Here is an 18,634-nt window from a genome sequence, read left to right as displayed (position 1 = left end):
CAAGACTAACCTTGCTGAACTGTAATAAATAATTTATTTTTGTCCAATAACTGTAACGGTTATTCAGGACTAGTCACTGTCATGTTATTATAGCCCCCAGATCACTTTGGAAATAATCCGGGAGAGGGCTCAAAATAGTCCTGTCAACAAAATCGACTGATTATCAATGGATATTGTTGACAGGACAAGGTCTTTGGTAAACATTTCCGTGAAAAAATAAAAAATACCTTTCCTTTAAAGGCAGCCTATTTTTTATTTTATTTCAAGAAAGTTTGTACAGCTCCTGTCACTGTCGACGTAACTCGCTGATAATGAAGCGATATTGTTGACAGGACTATTTTACTCGTGATAAAACCCCGTTTTTCTTCCGTCTTTCTTCACGGGTAATTCTTTCCGTCCTGATACCGTGCTTGCTGACCCTCTGACGAAGTGCTTCGTCCCCTCCTCAGAAAGCACTGCATGACACCCTCACGAAGCACTGCGTCGGGACTTCAGGAAGTGCTGCGTGGCAGCGGAAAGAAATAGACATTTCATTGTCGATTCATTGCCGGCTATCGCAGCCTGTTGTCGCTTTGAAAAGAAACCCGCCATTGATCAATATTTAATCAATGGCGGGCAACCGGCTATCTTTTGATTTATGTCGGATTCACATTATTATACTTTTCGGATTTCCCAGAAGTTGAAGTCATCAGGGAAACTCGATTGTTTCCACGTAGGCTTCTCCGAAGAGTGACGCATACTGACCATTCAGGATAACGCATAAATATAAAGGTATGTTCAGCGTGTTTCCTTCCATGATTGCGCCACCTTGATATACAAAGTAGGTCATGCCATAGTTGCCATATTCGTATCCGGTAGCCTGAGCGTCAAATCCAATCAAGCTTTGTCCGTCTTCACTCAGGCTAAATATGATAGGATAACCTTGCACGATGCAGTCGGGCAGGCGGTAGATGTTTCCTTCGGCAGCCTTTTCGATGGGTTGCGGCCATGATTCTTCAAAGTTTCCAGAGGTATAGAAGCCGGTTCCGTAGCTTTCCCATGTCAGAAGCCTTTGAGCCTGAATTTTAATGCTCCCTTCAGCCGAAGGCGATTGGTTTTCTTCGGCGATGGCCAGTGTGATAGTGTACCTATTAGTAACACCCAAGTTGTCAATGGAACCGAAATCCAGTTCTGCATAGGCCATTTCTTCACTGTCAGCAAAACTGATTGTAGATGAAGCCAATGTAAAGATGGAAGCGGTTGCTTCAGTCATGTCAGCAGTAATGGTAATGATAGCATCACCCTTTGTTGTACTTCTATAAACAGGTACTTTCAGTTTGCCTTGGTCGTCTGCCGTCAGTTCCACGTTCATTTGTGCAGCGGCAAAACTATATGCGGCAATTTCATCGGGAGTATAGATGGCTCCCACAACATCGGTGTCGCAGGAGGTGAAAGTCATTAGGGCTATTGAGGCACACACGGCCAATTGGGTTATTATCTTATTCTTCATATTACTCGTTGTTTAAATATCCATTATTACATAACAATCGGGTTCTGGTCTGCCGGCGTAATATTTGCATTACCGTCGAATTCCGACTGAGGGAGCGGGAAGATAAAGAGCGGAGAGGCTGCATCTGTGTTCTTTGTCGATACGGTTTCCGTATGGTTTGAACCTTCGTACACACGGTTGTATCCCAGCCCTAAGCGTTGTAGGTCAAAGATGCGTCCGGCTTCACCCCACAATTCCACGCGGCGTTGGAACAGGATTTCGTCCATCAATGTTCTCAACGGGTCGTTCGTGTTGGTATTGTACGTGTTTGCATCGGTACGTGCAGCCAGCCTTTCTGCAAAATTCGGGTCACGCAAACTGCCCAGTTGAGTAATTGTAGTGCGCGCTTGGCCGAATTGCGATTGGTGACATTCGGCTTCGGCTTTTATCAGCACCATTTCTTCGGCACGCATCAGCAGATAGTCACCTGTCCAAGTGGTGTAGTCGGCCATTTTGAACTTAAGCTGGCAGTAGCTTGTCATTGAGCCGTTCCCCTCTAAATTTTCATCTTCCAAAGGTGCACGGAACCAGGCGGATTTTCTTGTATCGGTATCGGATATCAGGTTGTAGAGTCCTGAGCTGATACATTGTTGTGCTTCTGAAGCATACATACCCGGAGCATCGGCATCCATGTGAGAGAAGAAGCCCCAAAAGCCCTCGCTTTGGTCGGTAGTGATTACACATCCCCACATCACGTCGCTTACGCTACAGTCATTGTTCCCACTCAGTTCGCTGACCGTAGCCAGTGCAAGTCCGTTCTTTTTCAAAGCCTCTGTAGCTGCGGCAGCCGCAGTAGCATAGTCGTGCTGTACCAGTGCAAAACGAGCCTTAAAGCCATTGGCTACGTAGTAATCTACATTGGAGATATGGCTCTGTGTCTTGCCTTCGAGCAATTCGATGGCACGATTGATGTCGCTGTTAATCTGATCGTAAGTCTCTTGTACCGTGCCACGTGGTTTTCCTTCTGTTCCGGCAGCGGTAGGCTCAGTATAAACAGGCACGCCCGGTGCATTTTCATGCCCTTTGTAAGTCTGCTGGTACAGTTGTATCAGATAGAAGTATGCATAGGCACGCATGGCATAGGCCTGTCCTATAATGTTGTCTTTCTCTTCGGGATCCCCATTCATTGTCTGTTCGGCAGCAATGATGTAGTTTACATTACTGATGATGGTGTAATAGAAGTTCCATACAGAGTATGAACGACCGGATGTATTAGTATAGTCGCCATGCACGTTCAACCGGTAGTCTTCGTAAAACCATCCCTGTCCTTGAGAGTACATCAGATGGTCTTCGGCCATCAAGTCCGCTAAAAGCTGGATAGCGGTCTGACCGTTATTTTCTTCTCCCCAGCTTGTACTCCATCCTCCGGTATATAACAGACGATATACACCATTGATGGCGGTCTTGGCACTTGTTACATCGGCAAAGATTGTACTTCCCGATACTTGGTCGGTCGGTTCTGTATTCAGTTCATCAAGACAAGAACTGAACCCTAAGGCACCGGCCAGTGATAATATATAAATGAGTTTCTTCATATTTATATCCTTATTATGTTTTAGTTAAAATGTTACATCAATCCCGAATGAGATAGTCCGTGTGGGCACATATCCGAAGTTTGTACCTCCGGTGAAGTTGTATTGTGGATTCATACCCTTCAAGTGGGTCAGAATAAATACGTTATCGGCTGTTGCACTCAAACGTAAGGATTGCATCCCTGCTTTCTTTAACCAATTGGAAGGTAAGGTATATCCTATGGAAACATTTTTCATTGTGAAGTAAGAGGCGTCAATCAGATCATTGTCTGTGGTGATGTAGCTTTTGCCAATTTCGATGCGGGGAATATCTGTGATGTCACCCGGCTGTTTCCATGCACGTTCCAGATGAGCACTTCTTGCATAACCTACATAATTGCCATACAGTAATGTCCCATAAACGCTATCCAATACTTTACCGCCAATGGAGTAAGTGAACAGGAAGTTTAGATCGAAACCTTTGTATTTGAATCCACTGCCGATAGAACCGTACAAGTCGGGAATACGGCTTCCTTGTATTTCTCTACAGTTCGTGGCTACTGACATGTCGTCGGTAATATATTTCTCTCCTTTGTTTCCATTTTCATCTGTATCCCATGCCCAGTACAGCTGTTTACCGGTAGCCGGATCTACTCCGGCCGCTGAAGCTGTATAGAATGAATTCAGTGTTTCACCTTCACGGATAATATAGCTACCGCTAATGATTTCAGGTTTGTCGGCCAGCTGCAATACTTTGTTCTTAATAGTCGACCCGAGTAAAGACAGGTTCCAGCTAAAGTTGGAAGTCTTGATAATGTCGGTCGACAACGAGATGTCCCAACCTTGGTTGCGCATACTACCGATGTTCTTGTTGTAACCGTCGAATCCCAATGATGTAGCCATCGGATAATTCATCAACATGTCAGTGGTCTTACGTTGATACCACTCCACACCGATAGAAAGACGATCAAAGAGTTTTGCCTCAATACCAATATTCAAGTTTGCGTTCTTTTCCCACTTCAGGTCAATGCTTTCCAATGAAGTAAGAACCGAACCACTTTCTGTAGCATTAGGATAGGCTAAACTATAAAACGATTGCCAGGCATAATAGGTACCTAAGTTATCATTACCTTGCACACCGTAACTTGCCTTTACAGACAGGTTGTTTATCCAACTGAGGTCTTGCATGAACTCTTCCCCAGAGATGCGCCAGTTACCGCCAACCGACCAGAAAGTACCCCAACGATTGTCTTCGTGGAAGCGAGAGGAACCGTCAGTACGCAAACTGGCTGAAAGATAATATTTATCGTCGAAATCATAGTTGAGACGGGAGAGAACAGATTCTACGGCATAATTGTCTTGGTAAGACGATGCGTCTACAACGGTAGTGGCAGCATCCATTTCATACAAGCCGCCGAAAGGGAATCCTGTTTTTTGTCCCGACAGATAGTCGTAACGGTATTTGTAGAACTCATGTCCTACCATTACATCAAAATGGTGTTTGTCAATTTTGCGGGTGTATGACAAGATCTCGTTCAGAGTATAAGTAAATGTACGTCCTGTCGATTTGGTAAGACGTCCGTTTACAGATGCTGCGTTACCATTATACGGATTGTAATAAGTTATGCCTGCACTATTTACCAAGTCGAAGCCGTAGTTTACGGCAAATTTCAATCCTTGTAAGGGACCAGTTGCCAGATCTCCTAATTCGGCATAAACACGTCCACTGAGGTTATCGCTTGTGGTGCTGTACTTATCGTCATAGAGGGTAGCAATTGTATTCCAATTTGAGTTAGCTCCGGCAGGGCGGTTTGCACCGTAGTCAAAGATTGCATTGCCTAAATTGTCGTAAAGAGTATTCCCTTCGGCATCTTTCTCAAATACCGGATAGATAGGTGCCATTAGCTGTGCAGTGTACCAAACGTTGGAATTATATGAAGAGTTTTCGAGGGCTGTATTGCTTTCGTTGCGCGAGTAGTTGGCATTCATTCCGGCTTTAAGCCATTTTGTCACTTTTGAGTCGATGTTCATACGACCGCTATAACGGTCGAAACTTGTAGTTTTTAGTAAGCCTTCTTCGTTCAAATAACCTAACGAGAACATATATTGTGTAGCTTCGTTACCACCACTGAAAGATGCGACATATTCTTGGCGCAAGGGGTTGTCTTGCATGGCTTCATCCAACCAATCTTCACTGTATTTCAATTGGGCATCGTTACGGACTTTACCTGTAATGGGGTCAATAAGTTCTGCGATGCTGTAATTGAAAGGATTGTATTGTTCGTTTACACCCAAAACGACTGTAGAACCGCTCTTCATGGCGTTCAATGCTGCGATGCCTGCGGCCTCCGGTGATAAACCGTTGTTTTGTATCTGATTGTTTTTATACGATTGGAAAATTACTTCCAAATAACCGGCTTCATCCATTGTCTCATAACGGGGAATTGAACGTGAAGAGATACCCCAATTAGCTTTCAAATCAACTTTCACTTTCCCTTCTTTACCTTTTTTAGTCGTGATGAGAATAACGCCGTTTGCACCACGTGAACCATACAACGCACCGGCAGAGGCATCTTTCAGCACAGTCATTGATTCAATGTCGTTTGGATTGATCGCTGCTACATTTCCTGAATAAGGAACACCGTCTACAACATATAAGGGAGATTGAGACGCATTGATGGAGCCGTAACCACGAACTACTATGCTTGCACTTGAACCCGGTTGGCCGGAACCTGAAGTGGTTTGTACACCTGCAACCATACCGTCCAGGGCCTTGGTTACGTTTGCAATAGGACGTTCGGCTATTTTTTCAGATTTGATTGTTGAAGCAGAACCTGTAAACGAAGACTTCTTGGCCGTACCGTATGCAACAACCATAACTTCATCCAACACTTCTGCATCTGCTCTCATTGTGATACGAAGATTGGGTTTAATAGCCACTGTTTTCTCTTCCATACCAATGTATGAAATTACCAAAGTCTTCGCGGAACTCCAATTAGCCTCTCCCGTGTTTTGAATAGGATAGTTATGCATTACTTGGATAATATGGAAAGCCTGTACCTGCCTTAGACGGACATCTGGAGGTGATTAAAAGAAAAATAGACTACCAGTTTGATACCGTGTTTATAGCATCTGTTTTTGATACACAATAGGCGTAATGAGAGGATAAAGGCGTAAGAACATTGTATCTTCCCCATTAAAACATTGCTTTCTTTTAAGGAAAACATTGCTTCCCTTAATCCGTCTCAAAGCTCTGTTGGCTATTGTAAATACTTACTTTGGCTCTCTAAAGTGCCTCTTCCGTTTCCCGCCTGCCGAAACCGGACGTTCCCGATGTCGCTCCAGATCATGAATGATGGTCTGATCCATGATGCTGGCATATATTTGCGTCGTTTTTACACTCTTGTGTCCCAGCAGTTTTTGTACGGTTGTGATGTTGACTCCGCTATATATTAATAAGGTGGCGTTCGTGTGCCGGGCCGTGTGGAATGAGATATTCTTCGTAAGTCCGGTCTGTCTGGCTATATTTCTCAGAGCTTTATTGATGTTCGAATTATCTTTCAGTCGGAAGAAACCGGCCAAATCGTCCTGATGGTCTTTTAGAATGGCCAGCGCCTTGCTTTCGAATAGCAAATACAGGGGCAAATGTATCTCTACGCCTGTTTTCTCGGACTTGTATGCCAACCAGACTTCGTCACGTACACGGACTATATTGTCGGGGTTCAGACGGATGAAATCGGAATAGCGCAGTCCTGCATAGCAGCAGAACAGGAATGCGTCCAGTGTCTTTCGATGGCGTTGCAGGTCTTTCATTTTTCTCAGCTGTTCCAATCGCTCCAGTTCCTCAGGTGTCAGATGAGTATGTTTGTACTCTGCCGTTTTTATCTTATACTTCCTGAACGCATAGAGCCGTTCGTCCATATAATCTTTGTTGATGGCGGCATTGATATAGCGTTTCAGGTGTTTCATGTGTTTCGCTATCGTGTTGATATGATAGCCCTTCTGGCGCAGATAGTGTTCAAACGAGCACAGGAATTCGAAGTTCAGTTCCGTAAAGCGGACGTCGGGCCTGAAAGCAGTCAGCAGGTTTAGGGTTGTAAGATGGTTTTTTCTGGAGCTTTCTTTCAGAGCGGATTTTTGAATTTCCTCCCGATAAAAAGCGGTGAACGACTGGATTTCCTCCTTTTTCTGAAGTACCTCTTTGATAAGTTCCAACGAAATCGGTCTCCCTTGCTGCCAGAGTTCCAGCTCCACCCTTTCGATGCGGGCGACACACTCGTGCAACCACCAGTTGAGTGTTTCGCTATTGGGATGGTTTTTCACAATCAGCTTTTTATTATCCCATTGTTCGGGTCTCAGGTAAACTTTGGTAGAGAAATATTTCTTCCTTTTGCCTTGATAAGCTTCTATTTGAACTAATGCAGTTCCTCTCTTGTTGAGGCTCCTTTTTCTGTTATAAACCAAATTGTAAACTATTTTATCCATTTTCTATTTTTATCAGTGGGTTGTTATTATGGTTAATGATAGGGTGGGAAAATGAGCGTGATTTGGACCGATTTTATTCCTTCAGACAGGAATTGGTATATCTCCAAGCTATCCATTTTCGCTTTCTATTCACAGGAGACATGTTCTTCAGCATTGTTTTTCACGAAGAAATCGCCCTTTATTTTTAACCGTATTATTTAAAATGTCTTTATTACTTTAGATATTTATCCCCGGATCGAGCTTCACAATGGAAGCAAACAGAGGCAAAATTGCACATTGATGACTTGGAAAATATACTAATAGATATATATTCGCAATAAAAAATAGCATTTTGACAGATATTAAAACTTTCCTTATTAAACAGTTGCACATATTATAATTCTTTGATACCTTTGCACTTCGTTAGGTAAAGAGATTATTAATGTAAAGTTAAACCCTAAGAGAGAATTTATGAAAAGAAAATTAATGCTGTTATTGGCCTGCCTTTTTGTAGGGATAGGCTTGGTAACTGCCCAGACTCAGACCGTCACAGGTGTTGTGATTTCTGAAGAAGACGGGCAGCCAGTTGTTGGAGCGTCAGTACGAGTTGGAAACACGCAGCTCGGTGCAATTACTGATGTGGACGGTAAGTTCCAAATAGCGAACGTACCAAGTTCCGCGAAGACTTTGGTAATTTCATACATTGGTATGGAAGAGCAAACAGTGGCTATTAAACCCAATGTAAAGATTGTCTTGAGGTCGAATACGGAAGTGTTGGATGAAGTCATGGTTGTGGCTTTTGGTACAGCCAAGAAATCCGCATTTACAGGCTCTGCAGCCGTTGTCGACAATAAAGAATTGTCTAAACGTATAACGACTAACGTTTCTGATGCATTGGTAGGTTCTGTACCAGGTTTGCAGATTCGTGGCAGTTCGGGAGCACCGGGTTCGGATAGCAATAGTATTAATATCCGTGGTATAGCTTCCATGTATGCCAATACAGCCCCCCTGATCATTGTGGACGGGGCTCCTTATACAGCCAGTCTTACCAATATACCACAAAGTGACATTGAGTCGATTACAGTGTTGAAGGACGCAGCTTCGGCAGCCCTTTATGGTGCCCGTGGTGCTGCAGGTGTCATTATTGTAACAACCAAGAAAGGACAGACTAAAGAAGCTGAAATAAACGTAGACATGAAATGGGGTGTCAATTCACGAGCCGTGCAAGATTATGACATCATTACAGATCCGGGAGAATATTATGAAGCTTATTATGCCCAACTTTATAATTATTCTTTTTATGGCCAGGGTAATACAGCAACAACGGCCAATGCCTGGGCCAACCAGACCATGCTGAATCAGTTAAGATACAATGTGTATACTATACCTGATGGAGATATGCTTATAGGTTTGGATGGTCGCCTTAATCCGAATGCTACTTTAGGACGTCGTTTTACCAATAATGGAACAGAATATTATCTGACACCGGACAATTGGCAGGACTTGGCCTACCGCAATTCATTGCGCCAAGAGTATACCGTCAGTGTAAACGGAGGTAACGACCGTTCTTCTTTTTACGCCAGCGTAGGGTATTTGAATGATGAAGGCTTTATCATCAACTCTGATTACGAACGTCTAACCGCTCGTGTACGGGCCGATTATCAAGTGAAGAAATGGATGAAGCTGGGAGCCAACGTTGGTTATGTGCATTCCATTCAACATTCCATTCCGAACGGAGGAACTGATGCCACCGGAGCGAACATGATGTATTACACCAGTTCCATTGCCCCTATTTATCCTGCATTTGTACGCGTAGTTGATTCTAACGGCAATGTGGCTATCCAGCAAGATGAACACGGGCACAATGCTTATGATTTTGGTATAGGCAACCAAGGCTATGGTTTGAACCGTCCTTTCATGTCGACTACCAATCCGTTGGCAAATAACCAGTATGATGAAGTGGAAAGCGGTGGCAATCAGATGAACGCTACATTCACCGCAGATGTCAATATCACAAGTTTCCTGAAAGCTAACGTCACCAGTACAGTAAACTGGGGACAAACGAACTACTTCAGCTACATGAATCCTTATTATGGTTCGAAGGTAGGAGTGAATGGAGAACTTAACAAGCGATCTACTTCTGCGTTCCGTACCAACAATATCCAAACATTAAACTATTTTCAGGATTTCGGTTCTCACAGTATAAGCGTATTGGCCGGACATGAATATTACAAAACATCCACCCGATTCTTAGGCGCTCTTGCCCAAGGAGGCTTTTCACCAGATATAACGGAAATAGACGCTTTCGCAAAGATTTCCGACGCTTCTTCATATAAAAGCGAATACAATGTTGAGGGTTACTTTGCCAGTGGACAATATGACTACGATAACAAATACTTTGCTTCAGCCTCCTATCGTCGGGATGCGTCTTCGTATTTCGCTCCGGAAAACCGATGGGGAAATTTTTGGTCTATAGGTGCCGCCTGGATGGTAACCAAAGAAAATTTCATGGAAAACACTTCTGCATGGCTCAATACATTGAAGGTAAAGTTCTCTGTAGGGCAGCAAGGTAATGACAATATTGGTGCTTTTGCATATACCGACCTCTACGATTTGGCACCGACAGGAGATATTACAATGGGAGCTACCTTTAGTCGTATGGGCAACCCGGATATTACATGGGAAACGACTACCAATTACAACCTTGGCGTTGAATTCGGTTTATGGGATAATCGTCTCACCGGTAATGTCGATTACTATGTCAAGAAGACTACCGATTTGCTGTTCTGGCTTTCTATTCCAGAATCTTCGGGTACACGTGGCTATTATGGCAACATCGGTGACATCCGAAATATGGGTATAGAAGTTGCTTTGACAGGAACCATCATTCGAAATCGGGACATTGATTGGACGGTATCCGCAAACTTGTCACATAATAAGACCAAGATTTTAAGTCTGCCGGAATCCAAAACAATTGCGATGGGGGGCTTCAATCAAACAAACAGCACAGGTTTAGGAGGTAACTGGTATGAAGTCGGAGGCCCGCTTTACAATGCATATTGCATTGAATATGCCGGTGTAAATGAGAAAGGAGAAGCTTTGTATTGGGTCGATGACGAAGTGACGATAGTTGGCGCTCCTGGCAAGAACCATTCTTATACGACAACAGACCCTAACAGTGCTACTTACTATAAACAGGGATCCGTTTTACCGAAAATTTTCGGAGGATTTAATACAACCTTACGTATAGGAGGTTTCGATGCATCCGTTGCTTTTGATTATCAGATCGGTGGGAAATTGCAGGACTATCGCTATGCTTCATTGATGACTCCCTGTGAAACAGGAAACGGTGCCGGGGCGGCCATTCATAAGGATTATATCAAATCGTGGAGTCCTAACAATACAAGCAGCAACATACCTCGCTGGCAATATGGTGACAAATATACAGTATTTGCCAGCTCCAACCGTTTCCTAACCAATGCAAGCTACTTGAATTTCCAATCATTCACTATAGGTTATACCTTCCCCAAGAAATGGATCAATCATGTCTCCAAAATACGTGTTTATGCAGCGGGAGAGAATTTGTGCTTTTGGTCTGCACGCAAAGGGTTGGATCCCCGTTATTCATACGACGGTAATTCATCCATTACCCCATATTCACCGGCACGTAATATTTCAGGGGGTATCCAGTTGACATTCTAATAACCCTAAACAAGGACTTATTTAAATATGAAAAAGATAAAATTAAATATTGCTGTTATTGCCTTAGGGCTCTTGACAACAACAAGTTGTATTGAAGAAATCGTCCCTCAGAGTGACTATGCCACTAATGATCAAACAGCAAACGCACTCAATTCTTACCAAAATTTTGTAGATGGGATTACGTCGTCCATGATAGGACAGGTGTTGTATAGCAGCGATTATCCGTATGATTTTGGCTACCCGACCTTCTTCCAGATGCGTGATGTCATGGGACAAGATGTTGTGATAAACTATGACGGGCATTGGTATTCTGCATGGTATACCTGTTCGGTAGGTTTAGGCCCTCGCTATGCAATATCCCAATTCCCTTGGACTATTTATTATGGTTGGATTAAAAACTGTAACACGGTGTTGTCATTAGCCGGTGATGAACCAAGTGAAGCCCACAAGGCCGGTGCAGGTATTGCATTGGCTATGCGTGCCATGTACTATATGGATTTGGCACGCATGTTTGCCAACAAGACTTATGCGTTGGATAAAAATGCAGAAACGGTGCCTATTATAACAGAAAAAACGGCATTGGAAGACTTGCCTAACAATCCTCGTGCTACTAATGAAAAAATGTGGAATTTCATAATTTCTGATTTGGACAAAGCGGAAACATATTTGGCAAATTATACGAGAAATAATATTTCTACACCAGATTTATCTGTTGTATATGGATTGAAAGCTCGTGCCTACCAAGTAATGGAAGATTGGAGTAATGCAGAGAAATATGCCAAACTTGCCCAGGAAGGTTACACTATGATGACGCAAAGTGAGTATTTGAGCCGAGAAACAGGATTTAATACTCAAAACAGTTCATGGATGTTAGGGTTGAAATTTAAAAATACAGACCCGGCCATTATTGACAATGATGCAGACAGTTCATGGGGTTCATTCATGTGCTTGGAATTGGCTGTAGGGCCTGGTAATTGTGGTTATGCATCCAACTACGGTCACCATTTCAGTATAGACAGACATCTGTATGAGACAATTCCTGCAACTGATTTCCGCAAGCAATGCTTTATTGACTTTGCTATAGATGAATTGGCCACTCCACAAGAAATGATACAAGCTTTGGCCGATTATTCTGATTACCCTGAATATCTTTATAATAGTGGATATAGCAATGGCAATACAAATGGAATTGGTGGCCGCTCGTTAAAATTTCGTTTGGCAGGAGGTAGTGAAGGACATGCAAATCAATATATTGGTTTTTTAGTTGAGGTTCCTTTGATGCGCGTAGAAGAGATGAAGCTTATCGAAATAGAAGCTGCCGGTATGCAGGATGAAAGTAGAGGTATTGCTTTGTTGACAAACTTTGCCCAAACCCGCGATCCTCAATATGTGTATGGCAAACACAACGAAGCTTATTATAACCAAAACACTTCTGCCTTTCAAAATGAAGTATGGTGGCAGCGCCGTGTTGAGTTATGGGGCGAAGGATTTGCAACATTCGATATCAAACGTTTGAATAAGGGTATCATCCGCAGTTATCCCAACACGAATCATGTAGAGTCTTTCCGTTGGAATGTACAGACTCCTCCAGATTGGATGAACCTTTGTATTGTCGAAACTGAAACCAACAATAATACCGCTTGCACCAACAATCCGGCTCCGACTCCTCCGGCTTCAGATTCTCCTGAATATCAGTGGTAAATAGAGGTAAAAAATAAATCAACAGTAAGAATATGAAAAAATATGTTTATACATTATTTATGGGGCTGCTCACGCTTGCTTCCGTAACGTCTTGTTCGGAAGAACAAGGAACAGATGTAGGGAAAGACGCCGAACCATCCGTAATCGTCTACCAATATACTCCGGGTGATGACTACAATGCTGACAATGACATAAAACTACGATTTGCAGCCAATAATCGTACTCAGAAAGCCTATTATATTTATGAACTGACTTCAGATAAGAACACGTATATTGATGCAAATGGAGAGTCTGCTTACTTGGATCATGTCATAGCAGACGGCATCCAACTGGAAGAAATTTCTGGTGAATCCACCCAGGACATCATTCTCACAGGATTGATTGGTGACTATACCATAACAGCTGTGGCAGTAAGCGGAAGTCAGAAAAAGGCTTTTGAAACAACATTTTATGGAATTCAGTGGGATCTTTTGGGAGAAGGAGTATACTATTCCACCATGTTTTCTGAGGTATTCCCAATAGAGATACGTAAAGCTGCTCATGCGGAATGGTATAAAATATCAGAACCATTTGAAGAAGGGTTGGATTTGATTGTCAAAATGGATGGAAATAATGCCAACATAGAACAACAATATGTGTTTACACATCCCACCTACGGGGCTGTATACGCGGAAGGTAATGGTATATTAGAGAATGGTTACATTGATATGTATTTGTCGTTTACATGTTCTGCCGGCAGTTTCGGAGAATATGAAGAAATCATCAAACTCCCTGCAGAATAAATTATTTTGTTATACCCCATCTTTATATTTTAACGTGAATCCGACATAAATCAAAAGATAGCCGGTTGCCCGCCATTGATTAAATATTGATCAATGGCGGGTTTCTTTTCAAAGCGACAACAGGCTGCGATAGCTGACAATGAATCGACAATGAAATTTCTATTTCCTTCCGCTGCTACGCAGCACTTCCTGAAGTCCCGACGCAGTGCTGCGTGAGGGTGTCATGCAGTGCTTTCTGAGAAGGTGACAAAGCACTTCGTCAGAGGGTCGGCAAGCACGACGTCAGGACGGAAAGAATTGTCCGTGAAAAAAAGAGGAAGAAAAACGGAGTTTTGGCACGGATTAAACAGTCCTGTCACACCAATTTATTGATATACAGTCGGTTGCTGCGACAGTGACAGGACTGTGCAAACTTTTTTGAAATAAAATAAAAAATAGGCTGCCTTTAAAGGCAAGGTATTTTTTATTTTTTCACGGAAATGTTTACCAAAGGTACTAAGGTGTCGCACTAATTTATTGATAATCTGCTACTTGGTGTGACAGGACTATTTTGAACCCCTCTCGGATTATTTCCAAAGTGATTTGGGAGCTTTCATAGACAAGATAGCTGATAAAAAGGGAGGATGTCTGATAACATGTCCGCCGCCGGAAAGGGGATGCCGATGCGAATCCGACCCCTTGCCGACGGCGGGCTTTCAATGTTTCTTGTCCGTTACGTTCCCGTCAGTTCTTGGGCTTGAAGGTGAAACTTCCTGTTATGGGGAACTCCGGCCCGTCGGTGATTTTGAGTTTCAGCCCCTCTGGAATATTGAACGTGCAGTTCTGTTCCAGTGTTTTAATCCCCTCGTCGGCCTTCACGCACACGGCCGGAAGAAACACAGACGGCCTTCCGCCCTGTGGGATTAGCACCAGCGTCGCCGACTCCGGTGTTGCTGGTGGGGTACCATCCCGTGGGCACGTTTTCTGACCCACTAATGTCAGGGATTTATAGTTTTTGGCGTAGTACATCCATATAGTCACGTTGTATGGGTTTCCGTCGAAGAACTTGTCGATATCATCTTTCGTATAGGGTAGCCGCTGATTCGTGGGATAATTGTTTTCCGCCGACAGGTAAATCAGCGGGTAATATCCGGCAAACTTATTCTTGTAGGAATCGTCTCCGGTGTCCGTGGACATATTGACGTCGTTCAAGTTAATCTCCTTCGCAGCGGGACCCTTGAACGTCAGTGTGCCTGACACCTTCAGTTCCTTGCCCCCGGAAGTTGTTATCGAATTGCTACCGGACCGGGTAAGGGTAACCTTGTGATCGCCCTCACAATATTTGAAGCCACTCACTGCGAAAGCGAGATCCCCGGAGAAGGTAGTTGCCGTGACCTTCAGTTCGTCGGCTTTCTGTATGTTCAAGTCGCTTGTATTTTCGATGCTCCATGCTGTCCCGTCCACGAAGAGGTATTTTTTCGCGCTGGGGGACAGGCTGCTCTCCGTGTCATTGTATTTCAGTTTCGCGAGGGAGGAGGTGTATGTGGCACCGTCCGACATCCAGCCGCTACGCTTTCCGGCTTCCCATTTCTGGTAGTTCCACGTCACTTCGGCCTCCCACTCATACTTCGAAGGCAATATCAGTACGTCCGCGTTGATTACACTGCCTATCTGGATGCTGGAGGATGTCTTGTTCGAGATCATCACCTTGAATTCTTGTGTCCATGTTTTGCCTATGTTATTCGTATCGCTCGTCTTCAGGGAAAATGTCGTCACATTCATTCCCCTCGTCGCTTCAAATGTACTTGATTCCATGTCGTACTGTTTTTGTATGCCCGGCGTGAGGCTGCCGCTTAGCTCGGCATCCCACTCGAACTTTTTCTTCGCATCCTCGAGCGACATCACCGTCTCGCCATTGTCATAAACCACCTCGTAGCCTTCCATCAACGTGATGGGAATGTCGGTTTCATCATAAGCCAGCGTGTACTCGACATGGTTGTCGCGGCTGATGCGCGTGTAGGTGTCGCCCTCCTTTCGGGCCACATAAAAACGATCCGTCAGGTCGCTGCCTTCTCCCACGACGGTCGTGTAAGAAGAGGTGATCTCCGTCAACACGTCGTTCTTCTTGTCCTCGTAGCGGATGCATAGTGCTACGGCAAGGTCTTCGTGCGTGAAGTCGTGATTGTTGTTCACGGTGATTAACAGCTCGCCCGGGCCATTGCCCTGCTCCACATTCAGCACGTTGAATTCGTGCAATCCGTCGTGTTCCGGCTCTCCGGCACGTGTTATTACGCTCGACGCTTTCAGATTCGTACTATCCCTCGTCACGTGCTCCTGCCAGAAGCTGTAATGCTCTGGCAGCAGGTACTTGAGCAGGCTGTCACGAAGCATCGCCGGCGATACCCGGTACTCTATCTTTTGGGTGTTCGACACATTGATTTTCTGTCCCTCTCCCCTGATGTAGGAAGTGCCGAGATGAATCTTTCCATCGCCGGTCTTGGGTACATACACCAAACTTTGGATGCGGTTCAGCAACTTGTCTATGGTTTCCGATGGGTTGTCCATGAGCGGCACGGTAAAGACAGTTCCATTCGCCAATGTGAATTCTACGCAGCCGTCTTTCACAGTTACGCCATTCTCTTTGAATACGGCATCGCCTCTTTCTCCCTGCTCACCTTTCTCGCCGAGAGCACTGACGGGCTGACCGTTGGATCCTTTCATTTCAACCCAAGTTAGGCCACCGTCAGTCGATACTTCCCATTTATAGGTATTGGGGTTGATGCGTACTTGCGGGGTCACCCCTTGAGCTCCGGGTTCACCTTGATCCCCCTTGTCTCCTTTTTCGCCTTGAGCTCCGTCATCTCCTTTATCTCCTTTGTCACCCTTTTCGCCTTGGGCTCCGTCGTCTCCTTTATCTCCTTTGTCACCCTTTTCGCCTTGGGCTCCGTCGTCTCCTTTATCTCCTTTGTCACCCTTTTCACCTTTGGGCCCGGTTACGGGAATCTTCTCTTGTGCATCATTGAGAAGCCATTCGCCGTTCAGCGTCCAGTAATACACGCCGTCCTCGGCCTGCTTCACGCCGATAACCGGGGTGTTACCGGGAGCTCCATCGTCTCCTTTGTCACCCTTTTCGCCTTGGGCTCCGTCATCTCCTTTATCTCCTTTGTCACCCTTTTCACCTTGGGCTCCATCATCTCCTTTATCTCCTTTGTCTCCCTTTTCGCCTTGGGCTCCATCGTCTCCTTTGTCGCCCTTGTCTCCTTTATCACCCTTGTCTCCTTTATCACCCTTGTCTCCTTTGGCTCCGTGGTTGATGAGGATGGACTTTCCGTCCGAAAACGTAATCTGGTAACCGGTCGTAACCTCTTTTACGTCTGTGATGAATTTTTCCTCCTGCAAGGCATTCACGATGGTCTGCAACGATTGGATATCCGAATTGATTGATTTCCACCACTCCTCAAGCGAAGTCACGCGCTTGTCCAGATTTTCGATGTCATTCCGCAGTTCCGTATCATCGTACTCGTCGCACGACATAAGGCCTGTCTGCGCCACTGCGAGGGTGAGACAGAACCATCCAATATTTAATAATTTTCTCATATAGAATAATTTTTTTAATTTATTTGGGTGCAAATTTAGAAAATAAATCTGATTTCTAATATATTCTCAGACTTTTTTCATCTGACTGTAGAATGTAATAAGTTACACAATAATCTGGGGTTAAGATTTCTTCGTCCTGTTTATGCAGCCCCAGATACTGTTGTTTTAAGAACTAACCGTTTTTGTGATAAGGCAGAACTTTATAATTCATTTCTTTGCAATAGGCTACAGTTCCTTCTTGAACTGTTCCAGGAAGAGGTTGGCCTCATCCATTGACAAGCAGAGGGGCGGCAAGAGGCGGATGACGTTAGTGCCGCTTACGCCCGTGAAAACATGCTGCTTCTTAAGCAGGCGCAGGCGCAAGTCTTTGATGGGTTCGTCGAACTCGAGGCCTATCATCAGACCGCGACCGCGTACTTCCTTAATTTGGGGTAACTTCTTCAGTTCGTCCAGCAGATAGGTGCCTACACGGGAGGCATTCTCAACCAAGTGTTCCTGCTCCATGACGTCGAGCACGGCTAAAGCGGCAGTGCAGGCCAAATGGTTGCCTCCGAAGGTAGTGCCCAGTTGGCCGTAGACCGGCGTAAACATCGGACTGATGAGAACACCGGCCATAGGGAAACCGTTGCCGATACCTTTGGCTACGGTGATGATGTCCGGGCAAATGCCCTGGTATTGGTGAGCGAAGAATTTGCCACTACGTCCGTAGCCGCTTTGTATCTCGTCGAGGATAAGCACGGTGTCCGTCTCCGTACAAGCCCGGCGGAGGGCGTGCATGAACTTGTCAGTGGGGAGCTGGATGCCGCCTACGCCTTGGATGCCTTCGAGAATGACGGCGCAGACATCACCCTTAACCAGCTCAGCCTGCATGGCAGCCGTGTCGTTAAGCGGCAGGTAGGTGACGTGTCCGTTATCGTTGATGGGGGCGATGATCTTGGAGTTGTTAGTCACCTCGACGGCCAGCGATGTGCGGCCGTGAAAGGCTTTGACGAAGGACACCACCCGTGTGCGTCCGTTATGAAAGGAGGCCAGCTTTAGGGCGTTCTCGTTGGCTTCGGCACCGCTGTTGATGAGGAAGAGTGAGTAATCTTCGTAACTGCTGGCCTTGCCTAAGCGTTCGGCTAACTGTTGCTGGAGCTTGTTGATAACAGAGTTGGAGTAGAATCCCAGGGTAGCTACCTGCTGGCTGATCATCTCCACATAGTGCGGGTGGGCATGGCCGATGGAGATGACGGCATGGCCTCCGTAGAGGTCGAGGTACTCTGTACCGTTCTCGTCCCACACGTGACAGCCTTTCCCTTTGACAATGTTGATGTCAAAGAGGGGATATACGTCGAAAAGTTTCATAATCGTTCTCTTTCTTAGTTGCA

The 18,634-nt window shown here is 44.9% G+C and carries 9 protein-coding genes and 1 pseudogene; 3 read left to right on the top strand and 7 right to left on the bottom strand.

Annotated features, from left to right (window positions below; translation table 11 throughout):
- Window positions 1-688 precede the first annotated feature (688 nt).
- The 4 genes from Q0Z70_RS03205 to Q0Z70_RS03190 all read right to left on the bottom strand — a co-directional run bounded on the left by Q0Z70_RS03205 (window position 689) and on the right by Q0Z70_RS03190 (window position 7,524).
- Window positions 689-1,489, bottom strand: a complete 801-nt coding sequence (locus Q0Z70_RS03205; protein ID WP_298072593.1) for a hypothetical protein — start codon at window positions 1,487-1,489, stop codon at window positions 689-691.
- 26 nt (window positions 1,490-1,515) lie between these two features.
- Entirely contained in the window at window positions 1,516-3,063 is a 1,548-nt protein-coding gene (locus Q0Z70_RS03200; protein WP_298072591.1) for a RagB/SusD family nutrient uptake outer membrane protein, read from the bottom strand.
- Window positions 3,064-3,087: 24 nt separating this feature from the next.
- Entirely contained in the window at window positions 3,088-6,072 is a 2,985-nt protein-coding gene (locus tag Q0Z70_RS03195) for a TonB-dependent receptor (protein WP_298072589.1), read from the bottom strand.
- A gap of 240 nt (window positions 6,073-6,312) precedes the next feature.
- Window positions 6,313-7,524 carry a site-specific integrase gene (locus tag Q0Z70_RS03190; protein ID WP_298072587.1) on the bottom strand — a complete coding sequence of 404 codons (1,212 nt, stop codon included), beginning with the start codon at window positions 7,522-7,524 and terminating at the stop codon, window positions 6,313-6,315.
- Between the two features lie 450 nt (window positions 7,525-7,974).
- Here Q0Z70_RS03190 and Q0Z70_RS03185 point away from each other — a divergent pair, with 450 nt between their 5' ends.
- From Q0Z70_RS03185 to Q0Z70_RS03175, 3 genes are read left to right on the top strand one after another with little or no spacing between them, the layout of a single operon-like run.
- Window positions 7,975-11,205 carry a TonB-dependent receptor gene (locus tag Q0Z70_RS03185; RefSeq protein ID WP_298072585.1) on the top strand — a complete coding sequence of 1,077 codons (3,231 nt, stop codon included), beginning with the start codon at window positions 7,975-7,977 and terminating at the stop codon, window positions 11,203-11,205.
- 27 nt (window positions 11,206-11,232) lie between these two features.
- Window positions 11,233-12,906 carry a RagB/SusD family nutrient uptake outer membrane protein gene (locus Q0Z70_RS03180; RefSeq protein WP_298072583.1) on the top strand — a complete coding sequence of 558 codons (1,674 nt, stop codon included), beginning with the start codon at window positions 11,233-11,235 and terminating at the stop codon, window positions 12,904-12,906.
- Window positions 12,907-12,938: 32 nt separating this feature from the next.
- Window positions 12,939-13,688 (top strand): hypothetical protein, encoded by a 750-nt coding sequence (locus Q0Z70_RS03175; RefSeq protein ID WP_298072581.1) that lies wholly within the window; start codon window positions 12,939-12,941, stop codon window positions 13,686-13,688.
- Between the two features lie 50 nt (window positions 13,689-13,738).
- Here Q0Z70_RS03175 and Q0Z70_RS13545 read toward each other — a convergent pair.
- From Q0Z70_RS13545 to Q0Z70_RS03165, 3 genes and pseudogenes are all read right to left on the bottom strand, one after another.
- A pseudogene (locus tag Q0Z70_RS13545) lies at window positions 13,739-13,846 on the bottom strand (IS982 family transposase); the annotation flags it as partial.
- Window positions 13,847-14,411: 565 nt separating this feature from the next.
- Window positions 14,412-17,264 (bottom strand): PL29 family lyase N-terminal domain-containing protein, encoded by a 2,853-nt coding sequence (locus Q0Z70_RS03170; RefSeq protein WP_298072579.1) that lies wholly within the window; start codon window positions 17,262-17,264, stop codon window positions 14,412-14,414.
- Window positions 17,265-17,489: 225 nt separating this feature from the next.
- Complete coding sequence (locus Q0Z70_RS03165) at window positions 17,490-18,611, bottom strand: aminotransferase class III-fold pyridoxal phosphate-dependent enzyme (protein ID WP_298072578.1); 1,122 nt, start codon at window positions 18,609-18,611, stop codon at window positions 17,490-17,492.
- Window positions 18,612-18,634 lie beyond the last annotated feature (23 nt).

This window comes from uncultured Bacteroides sp., from assembly GCF_947632445.1.
GTDB lineage: Bacteria > Bacteroidota > Bacteroidia > Bacteroidales > Bacteroidaceae > Bacteroides.
This window is presented reverse-complemented; position numbering and strand designations above follow the sequence as displayed.

What these genes read in the sequence shown, in the direction of transcription:
- Q0Z70_RS03205 (WP_298072593.1), bottom strand. Translation starts at nt 1,489, where the DNA reads ATGAAGAATAAGATAATAACCCAATTGGCCGTGTGTGCCTCAATAGCC.
- Q0Z70_RS03200 (WP_298072591.1), bottom strand. Translation starts at nt 3,063, where the DNA reads ATGAAGAAACTCATTTATATATTATCACTGGCCGGTGCCTTAGGGTTC.
- Q0Z70_RS03195 (WP_298072589.1), bottom strand. Translation starts at nt 6,072, where the DNA reads ATGCATAACTATCCTATTCAAAACACGGGAGAGGCTAATTGGAGTTCC.
- Q0Z70_RS03190 (WP_298072587.1), bottom strand. Translation starts at nt 7,524, where the DNA reads ATGGATAAAATAGTTTACAATTTGGTTTATAACAGAAAAAGGAGCCTC.
- Q0Z70_RS03185 (WP_298072585.1), top strand. Translation starts at nt 7,975, where the DNA reads ATGAAAAGAAAATTAATGCTGTTATTGGCCTGCCTTTTTGTAGGGATA.
- Q0Z70_RS03180 (WP_298072583.1), top strand. Translation starts at nt 11,233, where the DNA reads ATGAAAAAGATAAAATTAAATATTGCTGTTATTGCCTTAGGGCTCTTG.
- Q0Z70_RS03175 (WP_298072581.1), top strand. Translation starts at nt 12,939, where the DNA reads ATGAAAAAATATGTTTATACATTATTTATGGGGCTGCTCACGCTTGCT.
- Q0Z70_RS03170 (WP_298072579.1), bottom strand. Translation starts at nt 17,264, where the DNA reads ATGAGAAAATTATTAAATATTGGATGGTTCTGTCTCACCCTCGCAGTG.
- Q0Z70_RS03165 (WP_298072578.1), bottom strand. Translation starts at nt 18,611, where the DNA reads ATGAAACTTTTCGACGTATATCCCCTCTTTGACATCAACATTGTCAAA.